Origin of the sequence: [Lactobacillus] rogosae (assembly GCA_900112995.1) — a bacterium.
Classification (GTDB): domain Bacteria; phylum Bacillota; class Clostridia; order Lachnospirales; family Lachnospiraceae; genus Lachnospira; species Lachnospira rogosae.
Window position 1 is genome coordinate 1 of sequence record FONU01000017.1, and the last position, 16577, is coordinate 16577.

Consider the following 16577-nt stretch of genomic DNA (forward strand, 5'->3'; position numbering starts at 1 on the left):
GCAAAGTTACTTGATAAAGTGGCAGGCAACGACTAAATAAAACTTTCCCTTATTTCCCTTACGATTATCTCATAAGGGCAAAAATAAGGGAAAATACATATCATTTCACTAATGAATGGGCTGAAAAGCCTGTAAAATAGGGAAAGTTAGAAAGATATTTCAGCAAACTTGAATTTGTCCGCTCCTTTATATAAAATAATTCCATTTTTCAGAACTACTAACTATTTTTCTTATCTAAATGACATTGATTATCTAATTAACTACTTTATTTTCTGTCTAAAATATCCATAAATTCGTCACCTGTAATTGTTTCCTTCTCATACAGGTACATAGCCAGTTCGTCCAGTTTTTCCCTGTTTTCAGCAAGGATTTTTCTTGCTTTTTCATGCTCTGCTTTTACGAGCTGCACGACTTTTTCATCAATTTCCTTCTGTGTATCTGCAGAACAGGAAAGAGACGTATCGCCGCCAAGATACTGGTTGGTCACGTTTTCCATTGCCACCATGTCGAATTCATCTGTCATGCCGTAGCGGGTGATCATCGCTCTTGCAATTTTTGTTGCCTGTTCGATATCATTGGAGGCTCCGGTCGTGATCTCACCAAATACGATCTCCTCTGCTGCACGTCCGCCTGTAAATGTAGCAATCTTATTCTCAAGTTCTTTTTTCGTCATCAGATATTTATCACCCTGCTCAACCTGCATAGTGTAGCCGAGTGCACCTGAGGTACGCGGGATGATCGTAATCTTCTGGACCGGTGCTGAATGACTCTGTAATGCAGCTACCAGAGCGTGTCCGATCTCATGATATGCAACAACCTTCTTCTCTTGATCTGAAAGTACCGCATTCTTCTTCTGATATCCTGCAATAACCACTTCTATACTTTCTTCGAGATCAGATTCATTTACAACGGTCCTTCCACTACGGACAGCACGTAATGCTGCTTCATTTATAATATTGGCAAGCTCCGCACCGGATGCACCCGATGCCATACGTGCAATCGTATGCAGGTCAACATCATCAGATGCTTTTATCTTCTTTGCATGAACCTTTAAAATTGCTTCACGGCCTGCAAGATCCGGCAGTTCAACCGGCACACGTCTGTCAAAACGTCCCGGACGTGTAAGTGCCGGATCTAACGACTCCGGACGGTTCGTTGCAGCAAGAATGATGACACCATTATTTCCTTCAAATCCATCCATCTCTGTAAGAAGCTGATTTAAGGTCTGCTCCCTCTCATCATTTCCGCCAATTTGTCCGTCACGCTTTTTACCAATGGCATCAATTTCATCAATAAACACGATACATGGTGCCTTTTCCTTTGCCTGTCTGAAAAGATCTCGAACCTTGGAAGCTCCCATACCGACAAACATCTCTACGAATTCTGATCCGGACATTGAGAAAAATGGTACATTTGATTCACCTGCAACTGCTTTTGCAAGCATTGTTTTGCCGGTTCCCGGAGGTCCTACAAGAAGGACACCTTTTGGCATAGACGCACCTACATCGGTATACTTCTTCGGATTGTGAAGATAATCAACGATCTCTGAAAGGTTTTCTTTCGCCTCATCTTCTCCTGCAACGTCTGAAAAACGGATTCCCTCACTGGATTGCACATAAATCTTCGCATTGCTTTTTCCCATTCCAAAAGCCATCGAATTTTTTCCTCCGGCATGCTCCATCAGTTTCTTCGCCATATAATTTCCCAGTGCGATAAAAAGGATCAATGGCAAAACCCCGGTCAGCAGGAAGCTGATGATCGGTGACATCTGCTTATCGATATCTTTTGCGAATACTGCTCCACATTCATATAGCCTGTCCGTCAGGTTCGGATCGTTCATCAGACCTGTTTTATAAATATTTTTTTGATCTTTATCTGTAAAGATGATCTGATTGTCATTAACTTCTACTTCACCGATATTCTTCTTCTCGATCATGCTCATAAAAGTTCCATAATCCGTTTCCTTTACCTGATGCTCCATAAGGATTGGTGTGACAACCAGATTAAATACGATCAGCACTATTAACACAATCCCATAATAATATGCCAGTGGTTTTTTCGGTGTTTTAACTTCTTTCATGGTCTTTCCTCCTGTTGTTCTGCGTTATGCTTTCTCCGTGCATTTTCGTATTATTTATTCTGCCATCTGACTTCGCCCTTGGACAGAAGCGGATAACAGATCAGCTGATCTGAATCCAGATTTTCCGCATGCATGTCAACCGCTGTGATCTGATGATTATCATAAGTCGTATAATAATAAATACCTTTTGCTGTATTACAACAGGACGTGTATATCGTGATCTCATATTTGCCTTCTGTCACCTCACAGCATCCACGCTGCTGATCTACGGATCCTAAGATATGGAAGAACTGGCTTACACTCTCATCCTCTTCTTCACCGGAGATCGAATTTAATTTTGTAAAGGCAACTTTCACAAATCTTGACTGGCTGGAAAGATCTCCAGGTATTCCCATTCCACCCATTCCTCTGCTATATGCATCAAGCTGTAATACTCCTGCAAAAGTACTCTCCGGCTGTTTTCTGGATACTCCGGCATAATTATTCAGTGCAAACATCTGACCCGGGAATGGTGGATTATTGGTAAGCACTCCTACCTGATTATCATATACATGCAGCCCATCTTTCATAGACTCAACAACGATACAAGAGTCTTTGTCTGCAATGATCCAGTGAAGCTGTGCTGTCGGCAGCTGTTCACTGAATGCTGTACCTGTCAGTCTCATTGCTGCCAGCTTCTCTCTCGCCTCTGCTACAGTAGCACACTGTGTAAGGATCCATGGGATGAACTCGAACTGTGCCACCTGGCTGACTTCTGTTTCATCTTCCGGCAAAGCCTCTTCATATGCCGCATTTCCGACAAAATTAAGACCTGCCATTCCAAGGCCTTTTTCATTAACAGCATCATAATAAAGCGGATAACCTTCTGCAACAAATGCCATTCCGATCAAAGCATAATGGCTTTTTATCTTCCCGGCAAACCGGAAATCAAATTCGTAATTTCTTGGCGTTATCGTGATCTGTTCCCCATAGGAAAATTCATAATCAAGCGTTCTGCCCATATAAAAATCTTTTGTTTTGTAAGTTGCTGCTGTACACATATCGAACACCTCTTCTTTCTGCTATAATAGTCCTGCAAACAATCTCATAAACAACTGTCCGATCCGTAAATATGCACTCCGTCCTGTGCGGTACTTTTCGGTCACTTCCCTGCATTCATTTATTGTTGCTCCAAGATCATCTCTTATATCCAAAACTGTCTGACTACCATTATACTGCATTATAAGGCAGATAAGTAATCTGTCTTTTTGTCATAAAAAACCTTATCTAAATGACATTGAATGATTTATTTTCTATCTAAAATTTTATTAAACCGACTAAAGACTCCATAGTTTGTGTGTTTGACTTACTGTTTATATCTATCTTCTCCTAAATATTTTTCTAGTCATTGCAATATAAAATTGCTTATACCGTCTCTCCCTTAAGAGTCCTGGTATTCTGGATAATATACAGAGCGACCGATATGACCATCATTATAGCGCACAAACCCATCAACAGATCTGATACCATCGGTGTAATTTGGAACCATATAATATGAACCGCTGCAGTTCCATATAATAAAAAGGTTACTATCTTTCCATGCCAGTCTGCACCATGTACTTTTCCTGTCTTTCGTATCACAAGACATCCACTGACTACCATATACAGTTCCTTACCTGCCATTATTACGATTAAAAGAAGCATATGCGGAAAACGAGTAAACAGACAGATTAACATCGCTGCCTGTGTCAGCTTATCAGCCACCGGATCAAGTATTTTTCCTAAATTACTAATCCTATGGAATCTTCTTGCGATATATCCATCAGCAAGATCCGTAAGACCAGACAGCAATAAGATTTCACCAGCTAACAGAGGATTTTTCTTTACACAATAACTCCATATAATTACCGGAATCAGACAAAGCCGAAAAAAAGAAAGAAGATTAGGAACCGTAATAATTCTATTCAAATTTTCTTCCTGATTCACTTCACTCTGCATGTACGATCACATCACTTTCCTTTTTTTTAGACATAAACCAATAAAATATAACACAAAATGCTAAAGCAAACACAACACCAAAAACATTTTGAATCACTCTAAGACTAACCGCTCCTTGTAGTCCATAAGTCTCTGCAGCAATGGCTAAAGCACCAAATGTGTTAAATACTGCCTGCCAGCCATATTGTGCTGAAAATCCTACACCGATTCCTCCAAGAATTCCTATATATGCATAGATTGACGAAGGAAGCAGAAAATATAACACTGTAAAACATATAACACCTGCAATATTTCCGACAATCCTTTTACGGACTCTGTAGTGCATATCTTCCATAAATGGCAAAATCGCGGACATGGCTGCAATACCAGCCCACATTGCACGTGGCATATTACAAAGTTCTGCAATGCAAAGGACAATCGGCACGCATAAAATCTGACATATCTGCCATTTTGTTCTGGAAGAAGTGATATCAAATTCTTGTATCAGATCTTTCAGATTTCTTTTATAAGTTCTGTTTTTATGATTTCGATAAAATACGAAGCAGGTAAGTGCTGCACCTAAAGCCATTCCGACTAATCGCATCTGATAGCTTTTTCCCGTAACATCATAACCATATAGCAGTAGATACCCAAGAACCAATGTAGATTGATTAAACATGAATGGATTATGGCATCCGAACAGAATCAACACAGCCAGTGCCGCAATATTTAACAGCATTCCCAATACCGGTGAAAACTGATTTGCTAAATGCGGACATACAGTCATAATTACAAAGAACAAAGCCAAAAGCATCGTAGATTGTCCGGTGTGGATCCCCAGATCCGCATTCCGAAATACCATAAGGCATAATAAAACTACTACACCCACAATACTATTCTCATTTCCAAATAAGATACTGAAAATAGTAACAAATAAAAAACAAAATGCCATTGTAACAGCTATCTTTACCAAATATACCAGTATATGATATGATTTTTCTTTCGCTGTTTCACTCTTTTTCAACAGATTTTTAGAACCTGCCTGATTTAACTGCAATTCCTGATAAAATGTCATGTAATTCCTCCTCTATCTGTTTTTCTTAAACTTATATGGCCTCATCTTTCTGTATTGGAAGCTCTACAACAAATCTGCATCCACCATATTCACGTTTTTCTGCTTTGATTGTTCCTCCGGCACTATCTACAATCCGTTTTACAAGTGCAAGACCTAGGCCATTTCCTTCTGCTTTATGAGATCCATCTACCTGATAGAACTTGTCAAATATTCTGGATTTTACATCATCCTCTATTCCTGGTCCTTCATCTTCCAGAATGAACTTAACAGAATCCTGTTCTTGTTTCAGAAACATCGTAATTGTCCCCTTTGAAGGGCTGAACTTAATCGCATTATCCAAAAGATTTATCCAGATATGCATAAAAAGTCCTTCATTCCCAGTATATTTAACTTCCTCCAATTCTACCTGAAAACCAATTTCTTTTTCTGTCCATTTTGTCTCCAGGGAAAGAAATGCCTGACGGATCTGTTCATCCAAACGATATTCTGTTTTTTTCATTGGTATGTTCTGATTCTCTAACTTGGATAACAGCAAAATATTTCCAACCAATCCGGAAAGCCTTTGGGTATTAAACAGGATTTTTTCTACATATTCCTCTTGCTCCTGAGACAGTTCTTCTCCCTGAAGAAGCATTGTATACCCTTCAATGGCATTAATCGGGGTCTTAAACTCATGAGAAACATTAGATACAAAATCCATCTGCAGCACCTCTGTTGCACGAAGCTCTTTTGTCATCACATTAAAACTCTGATAAGATTCTCCAACTTCTGCTATACGGCTGTTCGTTTCCAAATGCTGTTCAAAATCTCCCCGAGAAACTTCCTTCATTGCTTTACTAAGTCTGGTAATTGGTTCCAGTAACTTTGCATTAATAAAGGAAGTGATCAGCCCTGCAATCAATGTATTGAAAATCAAAAGCCAGCCAAGCACAGGTATACTGCCCGGCAGATTAAAAAAATGATTTAAAATAGCAAATAATAAAGCAGATATAACTGTTGAAAATACAAGTGCCAGCCAGATTGCACCAGTCAGACAGGATCGGATCCGCAATCCTTTTTCTTTCTTTTGTTCCATTATTTTTTCACCACCTTGTATCCAATTCCACGCATTGTTACGATTTCAAAATCAGGGTTATCTTTAAAACGCTCTCTGATTCTTCCTATATGTACCTCTATCGTATGTGGGTCTGCCTCCGTCTCGTATCCCCATACTTCATCCATCAACTGTTGTTTTGTAAATGTTCTGTCTAGCGAAGCTGCAAGCTTATATAAAAGCAGGAATTCTTTTTTAGGCAAAACAAGACTTTCCTTATCAGTTGTAACCGTCATTGCATCATAATCAAACTCTGTTGAACCGATCACAATTTTGTGTTCATTCAGTATCTGTGCACGGCGAAGCAGTGCTCCGACTCTTAAAACCATTTCATTCACATTTACCGGTTTTACCATATAATCGTCACTTCCCGAAAGAAATCCCTGGCGCATATCATCAAAGGAACCTTTCGCAGTGATCATAAGCACTGGTATCTGATATCCTGCTGAACGAAGTTCTGACACCAGTTCATAGCCATCCATAACCGGCATCATAATATCAGAAATGATCAGATCAATATATTCCTTATCCAATACTTCCAATGCCTGTGCTCCATCCGATGCACTTCTGACTTGATATCCATTCTTCTCAAGCACTTTTTGGAATAGCTGGCTTAATTCTTTATCATCTTCTACAATCAATATTTGAAACACGTTTTCCTTCCTCCTTATTAAAACAGATACCTTGCCCATCCAAGCAGATGCTGTACCAAAAATATTTTTCTCTGACGTTTCTTTGTTAATTCGATTGGCTCTACATGATATGGATCACGATAGGTTCCATCTTCCAATACCTGGCGGGACACTCTTTCATATTCCATCATGCCCTCTTCCAACTGTTTATTAATATCTTTACTGCGAATTACAAGCATCAGTTCCGTATCCAGATATGCACTTCTCATGTCCATATTAAAGGAACCGATTACAGACAGATCATCGTCAATCAGAATACTTTTTCCGTGGTATGAATAACCGCCTTCATATTCCCAGATATTAATTCCTGTACTTAAGATTCTATTTCTGTTTTTCGCATAATCGGCAGCCCCAAATGGATTCCCATTATTCGCAACTGAATTTGTCATGATAGAAAAATCTGAAACGTTCTCTGCAATCTCCTCCCATGTATTATACATCATATCATTACAGATAATATATGGCGTGTGGATCTTCACACGATTTTTTGCATTTTTCATCAATTCTCCCAACTGATACCACACTACTGGTTCTTTGGAACCTGTGTGAATAGGATTTGACACTAATGCAATCTTTTCTGTCTCAAAAGTTTCGTCCGTGTAATCGGTATCGCAGATTCTTTCCTTATTCTCTTCAAAATATTTCTGATAGCCGTTCTGCAGCTCTAAAACTGCGTTCTTTACAGATTTTCTATTTGCCAGTTTTTTATTGTCATGAAAATAACCACTGTCTTCTTGTTCCCATATCGTTTCAAAATACTCTAACAACTGGTTAACTGAATTTTCTTTCTCAGGTTCATCGCAAACCACTAACACGTCTCTGTCATAGTTCTTATGTCCCGGAAAATCACCCAAGAAATAATTGTATGTATTTCTTCCCCCAAGAATATATCTCTTTCCATCTGCAATCAAATATTTATCATGCATTCTACCCATCATCTTCCATGGTTTCAACGGATTGGCCTTATTATACAGTTTAATTTCAACATTCTCATGGGAAGATAATCCATAGAAATACGGATTTCCTTCCATATCAATCCAGCTCTCCATTCCATCTACTAACAGACGAATATGTACACCTCTGTCTGCCGCATCATGCAGTGCTCCTAAAATCAATTTTCCACTTTCATCGGATTGAAATGCAAAAGTAGAAAGAATAATTTCCTTTTTTGCATTCTTGATCAAACGCACTCTTTGTAAAAGCGCTTCTGGATTCTTTTCTATGATTACTGCCCGTTCTGTATTTTCACTGCATTCGTTCCATGACCCATTTTTTGTTTCTTTTTTGGTTGTATTGGACACTTCCGGCTGCTTTTTATATGCAATGCAGATTCCGATCAATTCATAAAAAGCCACACATAAAAAAATTGCCAGTATAACAAGAAGGATTTTACATATTTTATACTTTTTCATTGTACATCACCTGATTCCTTTTTATTTCATACTTATACAATACAAAGTCAATCTCAATTTAACCTCAACAAAATTTATTTTTCATAAAAAAATATGACAGGCTTCTTTTTAAAGAAACAGTCATATTTTTGTTCTAATATATGAAGGAGCTTTTCTTACTCCGTTTTATTAATCACTATTTTATTTCTTCCATAAGCTGTCGGATTTTTCTCAATGTACACCGTGTAACTGCCAGGTCATCTTCTTGTATATTCGATATGATTTTTTCATAAGCTTCTATCATTTTTTCTTTCTGACAATTACTTAATTCAATTGCCTTGTTCGTCAAAACAAGGTACGTTCTTTCTTTTTTCTCATCTAATTTCCAGATAATATATCCTTTATTTTCAAGACTTTTTACCATCTTAGATGTTTCTGGAATCGATAATTTCATGTATTCTGCCACTTCTGAAAGATATACTCCTTCATGACAGTCTGATTTTTCAACACATTCCTTTATACTATAAAGGAACAAATAATCTGTTCTTTCGACAAATTCAAATATGCTTTCAACATTGATGCTCTTTAAAAAAAACTCCTCTGCACTGGTTCCTGCTCCCATATTATCGTTCCTCTCTTTCTATATATTCTTTTTTGCTGACTAGACTCTTATATGCCGGGCGAATGATCTTATCTGTAGTTATCAATTCTTCCAGGCGATGTGCACTCCAACCAGCAATTCTTGCTATCGCAAATAATGGCGTGTACAATTCTCTTGGAATATTCAACATGTCATACACAAAACCACTATAGAAATCTATATTAGGACTTACTCCTTTGAATATCTGACGCTGCTTTGCAATCAACTTAGGTGCAATCTTCTCAATATTGTTATAAAGGGTCATATCTTTCTCACGTCCTTTATCCCTTGCGAGTTGTTCTACAAAGCCTTTGAACACCATTTCTCTCGGATCGGAAATAGAATATACAGCATGTCCCATTCCATAAATAAGTCCTTTCTGATCAAACGCCTCTTTCTTCAAAATCTTACTCAGATATGATGCAATTTCCTCTTCGTCTTCATAATCTTTCACATGACTTTTAATATCATCCATCATATTCATTACCATCAGATTTGCACCGCCATGTTTTTTTCCTTTTAAGGATGACATTGCTGCTGAAATAACAGAATAAGTATCTGAACCTGAAGATGTTACTACCCGTGTAGTGAATGTAGAATTGTTACCACCACCATGTTCCATATGTAACAATAATGCTATATCCAGTACTCTTGCTTCCAGTTCTGTGAATTTTGTATCTGGTCTTAATAGGCGCAGGAAATTTTCAGCAATAGATAAATCTTTTTCAGGTCTATGAATATACATACTTTCGTTTTTTTCATAATGACAATAAGCATGGTATGCATATACTGCTAACATAGGAAATACTGCGATCAACTGCATACTCTGCCTTAGCACATTCGGAATTTCAAGACTTTCTTTCTCCTTATCGTAAGAGCCCAATGTAAGAATACTTCGAGTCATAGAACCCATAATATCTGATGTAGGTGCTTTCATAATGACATCTCTGGTAAAGTTAGTCGGTAGTTCCATACAATCAGATAGTCTTCCCTGAAATTCCATTAACTGTGTATCAGTTGGCAATTCTCCGAATAAAAGAAGATATGCTCCTTCTTCAAAGACAAACCTTTTTCCTTTACTTCCTGTTACTAAATCTTTTATATTATAACCACGATAAGATAACTCGCCATCACATGGACTCTTTACTCCATCATGATATTCAAAAGCTTTTATATCAGAAATATTTGTAAGCCCCGTCAACACACCTTGGCCTTTTTCATCTCGTAAGCCTCTTTTTACACCATACTCTGAATACAGATTCTTACTAATGCTATCATTTTGTTCACAAAAAATTGCTTGCCGTTTCATATAATTTTCCAAATTGCTCATTTGAATCGCTCCTTTCATTCTGTTACGAACTTACATACTATACTCAGATATTCTTGTTTCCAGAGCATTCAGCATTGTCTGTTCTTATTCTTATTCATTAGCAATACAATACAATGGAAAACTCAATTTAACCTCAACAAGGTTTGTTTTTTCATCCATGCAAAATCTTCTTTGTACAACAGACTGTTAGATATAGCAAAAACGGCCTTTCAAAAACAGTTAACTTCTAAATCAACTGTTTTTTGAAAGGTCGTTTCATCAGATTCTTATAGCAATCCAGCAAATAATCTCATAAATAATTGTCCCAGTCGCAAATATGCACTTCGTCCGGTTTGATATTGGTCTGTCACATCACGACATTCTCCCATCGTTCTTATCAGATCATTTTTTATATCCACAACTGCCTGACAATCTGCCATAAAACAGCCGTTTTCAAAATGGTGATATAAACTTCGATAATCCAGATTAATTGTTCCACAAGTTGCCATACAGTCATCTGCCACACTCATTTTTGCATGACAGAAACCAGGAGTCCACTCATAAACACGAACACCATGTTTAACTAATCCATGATAAAAAGAACGAGTTATATTATAAATGAATTTTTTATCAGGGATACCAGGTGTGATAATTCTTACGTCTACCCCTCGCTTAGCAGCCAGACATAACGCATGCGTCATTTCATCTGTTATGATTAGATACGGAGTCATAAACCAACAATATTTTTCAGCTTTATTTATCATACTGATATAAACTTCTTCTCCTACTTGTTCATTATCCACAGGGCTGTCTGCATAAGGTTGAACAAACCCAGTTTGCTGTGCCGCATAATCATAGTGGAAAAGGTATTTACTAAAATCAGGATCATTAGCATCCTTAGCACTTACTGCATTCCACATTTCCAAAAATGTCACCGTAAGCGACTGAACAGCATCTCCTTCTAAACGAATACCTGTATCTTTCCACTGTCCATACGGGTGTGTGTAATTAAAATATTCGTTTGCTAGATTATATCCACCTGTAAATCCGACTTTTCCATCAATAACTGTTATTTTTCTATGATCACGATTGTTCAAAAACAGATTTAAACCTGGCATAAACGGATTGAATACACGGCAATGAATTCCTATTGCCTCCATCTTTTTCACAAAATCTGTGTTAATAAAGCCTATAGAACCCATATCATCGTAGAGTACTCTAACTTCCACACCTGCTTTTACTCGCTCTTCCAGAACATCTTGAATCTTATGCCATGCTTCAGCGTCTTCTATCGCATGATATTCCATAAAGATAAACTTCTGTGCTTTCTCCAAATCCTTAAGCTGTGCCTCTAATCCTTTCACTGCTTCATCAAAATACACAATATCCGTATTCTGATAGATTGGATACTGCGAATTTCTTTGTATGTAACTTGCTATATTTCCTGCTTTCGGAATTGTTTCTTTTATTCTGCTCAAACACTCCTGACTGTCCGGAAGCATTGGTAACAATTTGCTATCAATTTCTGCATATCGCTCACGCATTTTATGTGTGCCACCATTCAAACCAATCAGCAAATACAGGCCTACACCCATAATTGGGAAAATTAGAATTAAGATGACCCAAGGCATTTTCATAGAGGATGTCTTATTTGATGCGTACAATCCCAAAACCAAGATCCCACTCAAAATCCTTGTAAATAAATTTATGATTTCTGCATATTCATTCAAGCGTGTTACGATAGTAATAATAAAAATCACTTCCAGAAGAATGCAGATTATGGAAAAACACAGCCGTTTTACCCCATTTTTTGTTTTTGCTTTGCCCTCTAAAGTATCTTGTTTCATATATATTCCACCTTCCTACTTGCTCAGTTTTCTCCCTAAATTTCGTAGAACATACCAATTTTGTCTTTTATTCTCTGCATTTCATTATCTGCTTCAATGATAGCTCTTGCAGAATGAAGTAATTCTTCACTTATCTCATCATAGCCAGGCATTTCTTCAATTCCTTTTTTATAGCGAAGTTGATGTTCCAATGTTGCCCAGAAATCCATACCATTGGTTCGAATCTGTAATTCTACACGCATAGGTGTTTTACCCTTAGCAAAAAATACTGGTATTTCAACAATCATATGATAGCTTCGATAACCATTCGATTTTGGATTTTTTATATAATCTTTTATTTCAATAACTTTAATATCATCCTGTTGGGTAATCAAATCTGATATCATATAAATATCGTCAATAAACGCACAAACTATTCTAACGCCTGCTACATCATTGAGATATGTCTGTATATTTTCTGTTGTAAACTCATATCCCATCTTCTGCAGTTTATCGTAAATACTATTGGGCTGCTTAATTCTTGTTTTTATAAAAGAAATAGGATTTCGATTGTTCTCAACTGAAAATTCATCATCCAAAACCTCAAGTTTAGTTTGTATCTCCCGAATAGCACAACGATACATCATCATTAAATTATAAAATTTTGTAGCATTATTTAAAAACTGTAGTGATTCCGGACTGTTCATCCTGAGTTTTTTTACTTCATCTTTTGTCATGGAACTTTCCTTTCTACCTCATCCCTGATTTCAAAACATTATTTATTTTGATAGTTGATTCGTTCTCCTTGAATTACTGGATAACAAATCATTTTATCACTATCCAGATTTTCTATATGCATATCTACTGCACTGATCTGATGTTTTTCATAAGTATTGTAATAATACCATCCTTATGGCAGACAGTGGTTACGAAAGTTTTAATACCTTTGCACACCTGATCCGGAAGGGAATGTATTTCGTTATCCGCATGAAGGATATCAACAGTAATGGTATCCTTTCCTCTTATGATTTGCCTGACAGCGAATTTGATACTCATATAAGGACAACACTTACCAGACGCCATACGAAAGAAACACTGGGGAATCCTAACACCTATACCATACTTCAGCCTTCTACCGATTTTGATTTTCTTGATGAAAACTGCATGTATTACGATATTGAATTCCGTATTGTACGTGTTCGCCTTGATAATGGAACCTATATCTGTATTGCCACCAATCTTTCAGAAGAACTTCCTCTGGAAGAAATCAATAAACTTTACCGGATGCGCTGGAGCGAGGAAACAAGCTTCCGTGAACTCAAATACACCATCGGTCTGATCAACTGGCACAGCAGCAAATATGATGGAATCCTTCAGGAAATCAATGCCCATATGATTCTGTATAATTTCTGTGAATTAGTGACTTCTCACGCTATGGTAAAAAAATCTAAAAATACCAAACACATCTATAAAATTAATTTCGCCATCGCAGTAAACATATGCAGGGCGTATCTCAAACACGGTGGTAACGAAACAGAGACCATGCTTCTCATACAAAAGTATCTGACACCTGTCAGGTACAATCGAAAATATCCTATTCACCTCCGTCCAAAGAGAAATAGGGATTTCATGTATCGGGTTGCATAAATCTCGTTACCATTATACTGCATTATGAGGCAGATATGCAATCTGTCTTTTTGTCATACACAAAAAAATGATTTGAACTCATCATACACCTGCTTTCTACGCATTAGTGCACCAAAAAAATACAGCATTTCTTAACTGAACAGTATTTTCAATGCATGAACGCATATGATATACTGTTTTCATCATAAAAAACCTTATCTAAATACAGTTCATCACTCTCTGCCTTAACTTTCATAAGACAGTAGAGAACCACTGTACTAATAATGATTACGAACCAAATTAACACTTTGCCCATTCGACCACTCCTCTCAAATAAATAGAGGATCAAACCAGCTGATGGAATATTCCATCTCAAGTGCTAATTTAGTCCTCACTAAATGTTTTAATATAAAATTGTACCTAATCTAAGCACACAGATTCACTCTCAGACTGATTGCGGACATCTGTGATACTGACTTGGATTTTCGGTTTTGATATAACAGCGCTGCCTTATCTACCGCTAAATTGGTATAAAAATAAGGACTAAATTAGGCATAACCCCTTGATTTTACTGGGTTTCATCTAACTTGGTCCTATTATAACTCAAACACCTGTTTCCCATCTAGAAACCGTTCGGCCTGAAACTTTTATCTTTTCGGCAAGCTGTTCCTGTGTAATAACCTTTTCTTTCCTAAGTTCTTTTAAGAAACGTCCAATCTTTTTCTGATCCATACTGTTTCCTCCTTTCATTGACAGAGTAATATTATTCTACTAAACATAACACGACACAAAGCGAGAAAATGCCGTATTTACGCTATTGGACAAACCTGTCTAGTATTATTTATATTGGCTTTAGCCCTAAAAACTTCGATTGATCTAAGTATTCTCAGTTACACCTTCTTGCCCTTCGGACAAGAAGTATCCCTCGCTCAAAGAGCTCGGTCAATACCGATTTTCCCATACATATACTGCCTTTATAGTATAAGAACTGTTATCATGTCTTTTTAAGCACTAAATTTTTAATCCTTCTCTTAAAGTAACCCCATACTTATCCAAAAGAAGTGCTTCAAGCTCTGCCCTTCCTTTTTTACCTAAATTTCTTACCCTCAATAAATCACATCTGGAACAGAGAACCAATTATTTTAACGAATTTATTCCGGAACGCCTGAGTGCATTCTCGACTCTGACACTAAATCCTATCTCATGTAAGGGTACATCTTTCACCTTGAATAATTCATCGGATATCCCGCTAGTTAAAAATGCTTCCTGAATTTTAATAATTATATTCTTCTTTGCATTAATTATTTCCTCATCAAAAGAGTCCGGATATAATGCGCAGTACACAACCCGCACATCATCAACTTCTGTATCATTTTTAAGATCACTGCAGCTCTCTATCTTTTCAATATTTAGCTGGTTCCTTTTTCCTGCACTTGTACTTTTCGTCTCCACAAATCCAAGACAATACTCACCTTCCGGGAATCCCTTTAGTTTTAAGAGTTCCGGCTTAAAATTATACTTTTCATGTGCATCTTTCGTATCCTTTACATATGAACCTCCGTTTTTTGGCTCATCTTTTCCCGGAACAATTCCCTTATAATAATCCATCCATGCAATGTTACAAAACAGTATTCTCAAAAAATAGCCCCCGTTTCCTATCCGTTTAGTTTATACATTATTGCTTCTGAAATATTATACCACATAAACAAATATTTTTTTCTTTTTTGTCGTAATTTGTCAATTAATGTCATTTCAAGTTCTGCTCTTCCTATTTTCATATTAACATAAAAAATAATAACAGTAATTCAAATAGAAACCTCCTGACATAAAAAATCAGCCATTTGATCCTTTTCAAATCCAAACGGCTGACACTCATTTTATTTTTTATTTCATATATTTTTTAAATACACTTATAAACTTAACCGCCTTGTCTATCATCTCATTCATTAATTCACCATAATTTGAATGATCATCAAAATTAAGTCCATAAATCTTATGCATTATTCTTGAAGCCTTCTTATCATCCAGTCTGCGCCACTCCAATGGAAGATTAAGCTTTGCTTCTATTTCTTCCTTTTGCGATTCCAGAGAATCATATAATTCCTTATCATCATTTATGTACAATTCAACAACAACACAGCCTTCTTTATTTACCAGATTAAGAGCAACATGTCCAACACTAGTTCCAATGGCAATATCATACCAGTGATCCGTAGAAGCCTTTCTAATCTTAAATGGCTTTCCCCGCTCCACTATAACATCATTAAACTGCGTCCAGAATTCAAGTCTTTCAGACTGCGATTTATTAAGATCCGAAGAACCCGACTGATTTTTGGCATTTTTAATAAAGCCGTTAGGCTTTTCGACTACCTCAAACATAGGAGCCGGATTAGAATCGCCAATTTTGTATGCATGAACCTCAATAAGAAAGAAGTTAATATTTGTAGATGTATTATTATTAAGCCATTCTACAGCACTTCTGTGTTCTTCTCTCGCTTCCTTTACAATCCATACAATTACATTGGCATCAAGTCCTGACGCATATGTAATAATTTTCCCCAAATGGTCATGGTTTGAAGCTTCCAGCTGGTTTTCAATAATAACCTTTTCACCAGTAACCTCATCTTTTCCCACCAAGTCACATCTGTAAGCACCGACATATACTTCTGTCTCAACCTCTGTTAATGAAAGCCCAATGGCATCATTAAGTAGTTCCAGATTTTCTTTATCTGAAAGCCATTTAGAAAAATCATACTGCTCATGCTCCCAGAGCTTTCTTATATCAACTTCAACAAGTTTTCCCATTTTAGCAATTGCCATGGTTTTTATGCCCCGCTTATTCATTATATATTAATGAATAGCAATGCTTCCCCCATTCTTTAAAATGCT

General features: G+C 37.0%; 15 protein-coding genes and 1 pseudogene. 1 reads left to right on the plus strand and 15 read right to left on the minus strand.

Going from position 1 to position 16577, the window contains the following annotated elements; all coding sequences use genetic code 11:
- Window positions 1–265: 265 nt before the first annotated feature.
- From ftsH to BM157_RS13240, 12 genes and pseudogenes are all read right to left on the minus strand, one after another.
- On the minus strand, window positions 266–2080 hold the full coding sequence (gene ftsH / locus BM157_RS08400) for an ATP-dependent zinc metalloprotease FtsH (RefSeq protein WP_090140685.1): 1815 nt from the start codon (window positions 2078–2080) through the stop codon (window positions 266–268).
- A 50-nt stretch (window positions 2081–2130) separates the two neighbouring features.
- On the minus strand, window positions 2131–3120 hold the full coding sequence (gene bsh / locus BM157_RS08405) for a choloylglycine hydrolase (RefSeq protein ID WP_090140687.1): 990 nt from the start codon (window positions 3118–3120) through the stop codon (window positions 2131–2133).
- A 364-nt stretch (window positions 3121–3484) separates the two neighbouring features.
- The gene (locus BM157_RS08410) at window positions 3485–4057 is read right to left on the minus strand and encodes a CDP-alcohol phosphatidyltransferase family protein (RefSeq protein WP_090140689.1); all 573 of its coding nucleotides are present in this window, start codon (window positions 4055–4057) and stop codon (window positions 3485–3487) included.
- Window positions 4047–5111 carry an FUSC family protein gene (locus BM157_RS08415; RefSeq protein WP_090140691.1) on the minus strand — a complete coding sequence of 355 codons (1065 nt, stop codon included), beginning with the start codon at window positions 5109–5111 and terminating at the stop codon, window positions 4047–4049. The genes BM157_RS08410 and BM157_RS08415 overlap by 11 nt, the downstream gene beginning before the upstream one ends.
- 31 nt (window positions 5112–5142) lie before the next feature.
- The gene (locus BM157_RS08420) at window positions 5143–6186 is read right to left on the minus strand and encodes a HAMP domain-containing sensor histidine kinase (RefSeq protein ID WP_090140692.1); all 1044 of its coding nucleotides are present in this window, start codon (window positions 6184–6186) and stop codon (window positions 5143–5145) included.
- Window positions 6186–6896: a response regulator gene (locus BM157_RS08425; RefSeq protein ID WP_090140694.1), complete on the minus strand. Its 711-nt coding sequence runs from the start codon at window positions 6894–6896 to the stop codon at window positions 6186–6188. Before BM157_RS08425 ends, BM157_RS08420 begins: the two co-directional genes overlap by 1 nt.
- Window positions 6875–8308 carry a phospholipase D family protein gene (locus BM157_RS08430; protein WP_090140696.1) on the minus strand — a complete coding sequence of 478 codons (1434 nt, stop codon included), beginning with the start codon at window positions 8306–8308 and terminating at the stop codon, window positions 6875–6877. The genes BM157_RS08425 and BM157_RS08430 overlap by 22 nt, the downstream gene beginning before the upstream one ends.
- Window positions 8309–8483: 175 nt before the next feature.
- Window positions 8484–8909: a MarR family winged helix-turn-helix transcriptional regulator gene (locus BM157_RS08435; RefSeq protein ID WP_006858455.1), complete on the minus strand. Its 426-nt coding sequence runs from the start codon at window positions 8907–8909 to the stop codon at window positions 8484–8486.
- A gap of 1 nt (window position 8910) precedes the next feature.
- The gene (locus tag BM157_RS08440) at window positions 8911–10275 is read right to left on the minus strand and encodes a citrate/2-methylcitrate synthase (RefSeq protein WP_349153731.1); all 1365 of its coding nucleotides are present in this window, start codon (window positions 10273–10275) and stop codon (window positions 8911–8913) included.
- A 248-nt stretch (window positions 10276–10523) separates the two neighbouring features.
- The gene (gene cls, locus BM157_RS08445; protein ID WP_055306506.1) at window positions 10524–12083 is read right to left on the minus strand and encodes a cardiolipin synthase; all 1560 of its coding nucleotides are present in this window, start codon (window positions 12081–12083) and stop codon (window positions 10524–10526) included.
- Window positions 12084–12118: 35 nt separating this feature from the next.
- The gene (locus tag BM157_RS08450; RefSeq protein WP_012740929.1) at window positions 12119–12799 is read right to left on the minus strand and encodes a GTP pyrophosphokinase; all 681 of its coding nucleotides are present in this window, start codon (window positions 12797–12799) and stop codon (window positions 12119–12121) included.
- 38 nt (window positions 12800–12837) lie between these two features.
- Window positions 12838–12972: pseudogene (locus BM157_RS13240) on the minus strand (linear amide C-N hydrolase); the annotation flags it as partial.
- Window positions 12973–12974: 2 nt separating this feature from the next.
- Here BM157_RS13240 and BM157_RS08455 point away from each other — a divergent pair.
- The gene (locus tag BM157_RS08455) at window positions 12975–13709 is read left to right on the plus strand and encodes a transposase (protein ID WP_090140699.1); all 735 of its coding nucleotides are present in this window, start codon (window positions 12975–12977) and stop codon (window positions 13707–13709) included.
- Window positions 13710–14291: 582 nt separating this feature from the next.
- Here the strand turns inward: BM157_RS08455 and BM157_RS08460 are convergent.
- The 3 genes from BM157_RS08460 to BM157_RS08470 form a co-directional block, all read right to left on the minus strand.
- A complete protein-coding gene (locus BM157_RS08460; RefSeq protein ID WP_055175224.1) occupies window positions 14292–14420 on the minus strand; it encodes a helix-turn-helix transcriptional regulator in 129 nt (42 codons plus the stop codon).
- A gap of 405 nt (window positions 14421–14825) precedes the next feature.
- Window positions 14826–15326 carry a hypothetical protein gene (locus BM157_RS08465; RefSeq protein ID WP_318255876.1) on the minus strand — a complete coding sequence of 167 codons (501 nt, stop codon included), beginning with the start codon at window positions 15324–15326 and terminating at the stop codon, window positions 14826–14828.
- Between the two features lie 246 nt (window positions 15327–15572).
- Entirely contained in the window at window positions 15573–16508 is a 936-nt protein-coding gene (locus BM157_RS08470) for a DUF4268 domain-containing protein (protein WP_055306504.1), read from the minus strand.
- Window positions 16509–16577 lie beyond the last annotated feature (69 nt).

Bases quoted from the DNA above. Each gene is read 5' to 3' on its own strand.
- BM157_RS08455 (WP_090140699.1), top strand. From the start codon at position 12,975: ATGGCAGACAGTGGTTACGAAAGTTTTAATACCTTTGCACACCTGATC.
- BM157_RS08420 (WP_090140692.1), bottom strand. From the start codon at position 6,186: ATGGAACAAAAGAAAGAAAAAGGATTGCGGATCCGATCCTGTCTGACT.
- BM157_RS08450 (WP_012740929.1), bottom strand. From the start codon at position 12,799: ATGACAAAAGATGAAGTAAAAAAACTCAGGATGAACAGTCCGGAATCA.
- BM157_RS08415 (WP_090140691.1), bottom strand. From the start codon at position 5,111: ATGACATTTTATCAGGAATTGCAGTTAAATCAGGCAGGTTCTAAAAAT.
- ftsH (WP_090140685.1), bottom strand. From the start codon at position 2,080: ATGAAAGAAGTTAAAACACCGAAAAAACCACTGGCATATTATTATGGG.
- BM157_RS08430 (WP_090140696.1), bottom strand. From the start codon at position 8,308: ATGAAAAAGTATAAAATATGTAAAATCCTTCTTGTTATACTGGCAATT.
- BM157_RS08425 (WP_090140694.1), bottom strand. From the start codon at position 6,896: ATGGGCAAGGTATCTGTTTTAATAAGGAGGAAGGAAAACGTGTTTCAA.
- BM157_RS08410 (WP_090140689.1), bottom strand. From the start codon at position 4,057: ATGCAGAGTGAAGTGAATCAGGAAGAAAATTTGAATAGAATTATTACG.
- bsh (WP_090140687.1), bottom strand. From the start codon at position 3,120: ATGTGTACAGCAGCAACTTACAAAACAAAAGATTTTTATATGGGCAGA.
- cls (WP_055306506.1), bottom strand. From the start codon at position 12,083: ATGAAACAAGATACTTTAGAGGGCAAAGCAAAAACAAAAAATGGGGTA.
- BM157_RS08435 (WP_006858455.1), bottom strand. From the start codon at position 8,909: ATGGGAGCAGGAACCAGTGCAGAGGAGTTTTTTTTAAAGAGCATCAAT.
- BM157_RS08440 (WP_349153731.1), bottom strand. From the start codon at position 10,275: ATGAAAGGAGCGATTCAAATGAGCAATTTGGAAAATTATATGAAACGG.
- BM157_RS08470 (WP_055306504.1), bottom strand. From the start codon at position 16,508: ATGGCAATTGCTAAAATGGGAAAACTTGTTGAAGTTGATATAAGAAAG.
- BM157_RS08460 (WP_055175224.1), bottom strand. From the start codon at position 14,420: ATGGATCAGAAAAAGATTGGACGTTTCTTAAAAGAACTTAGGAAAGAA.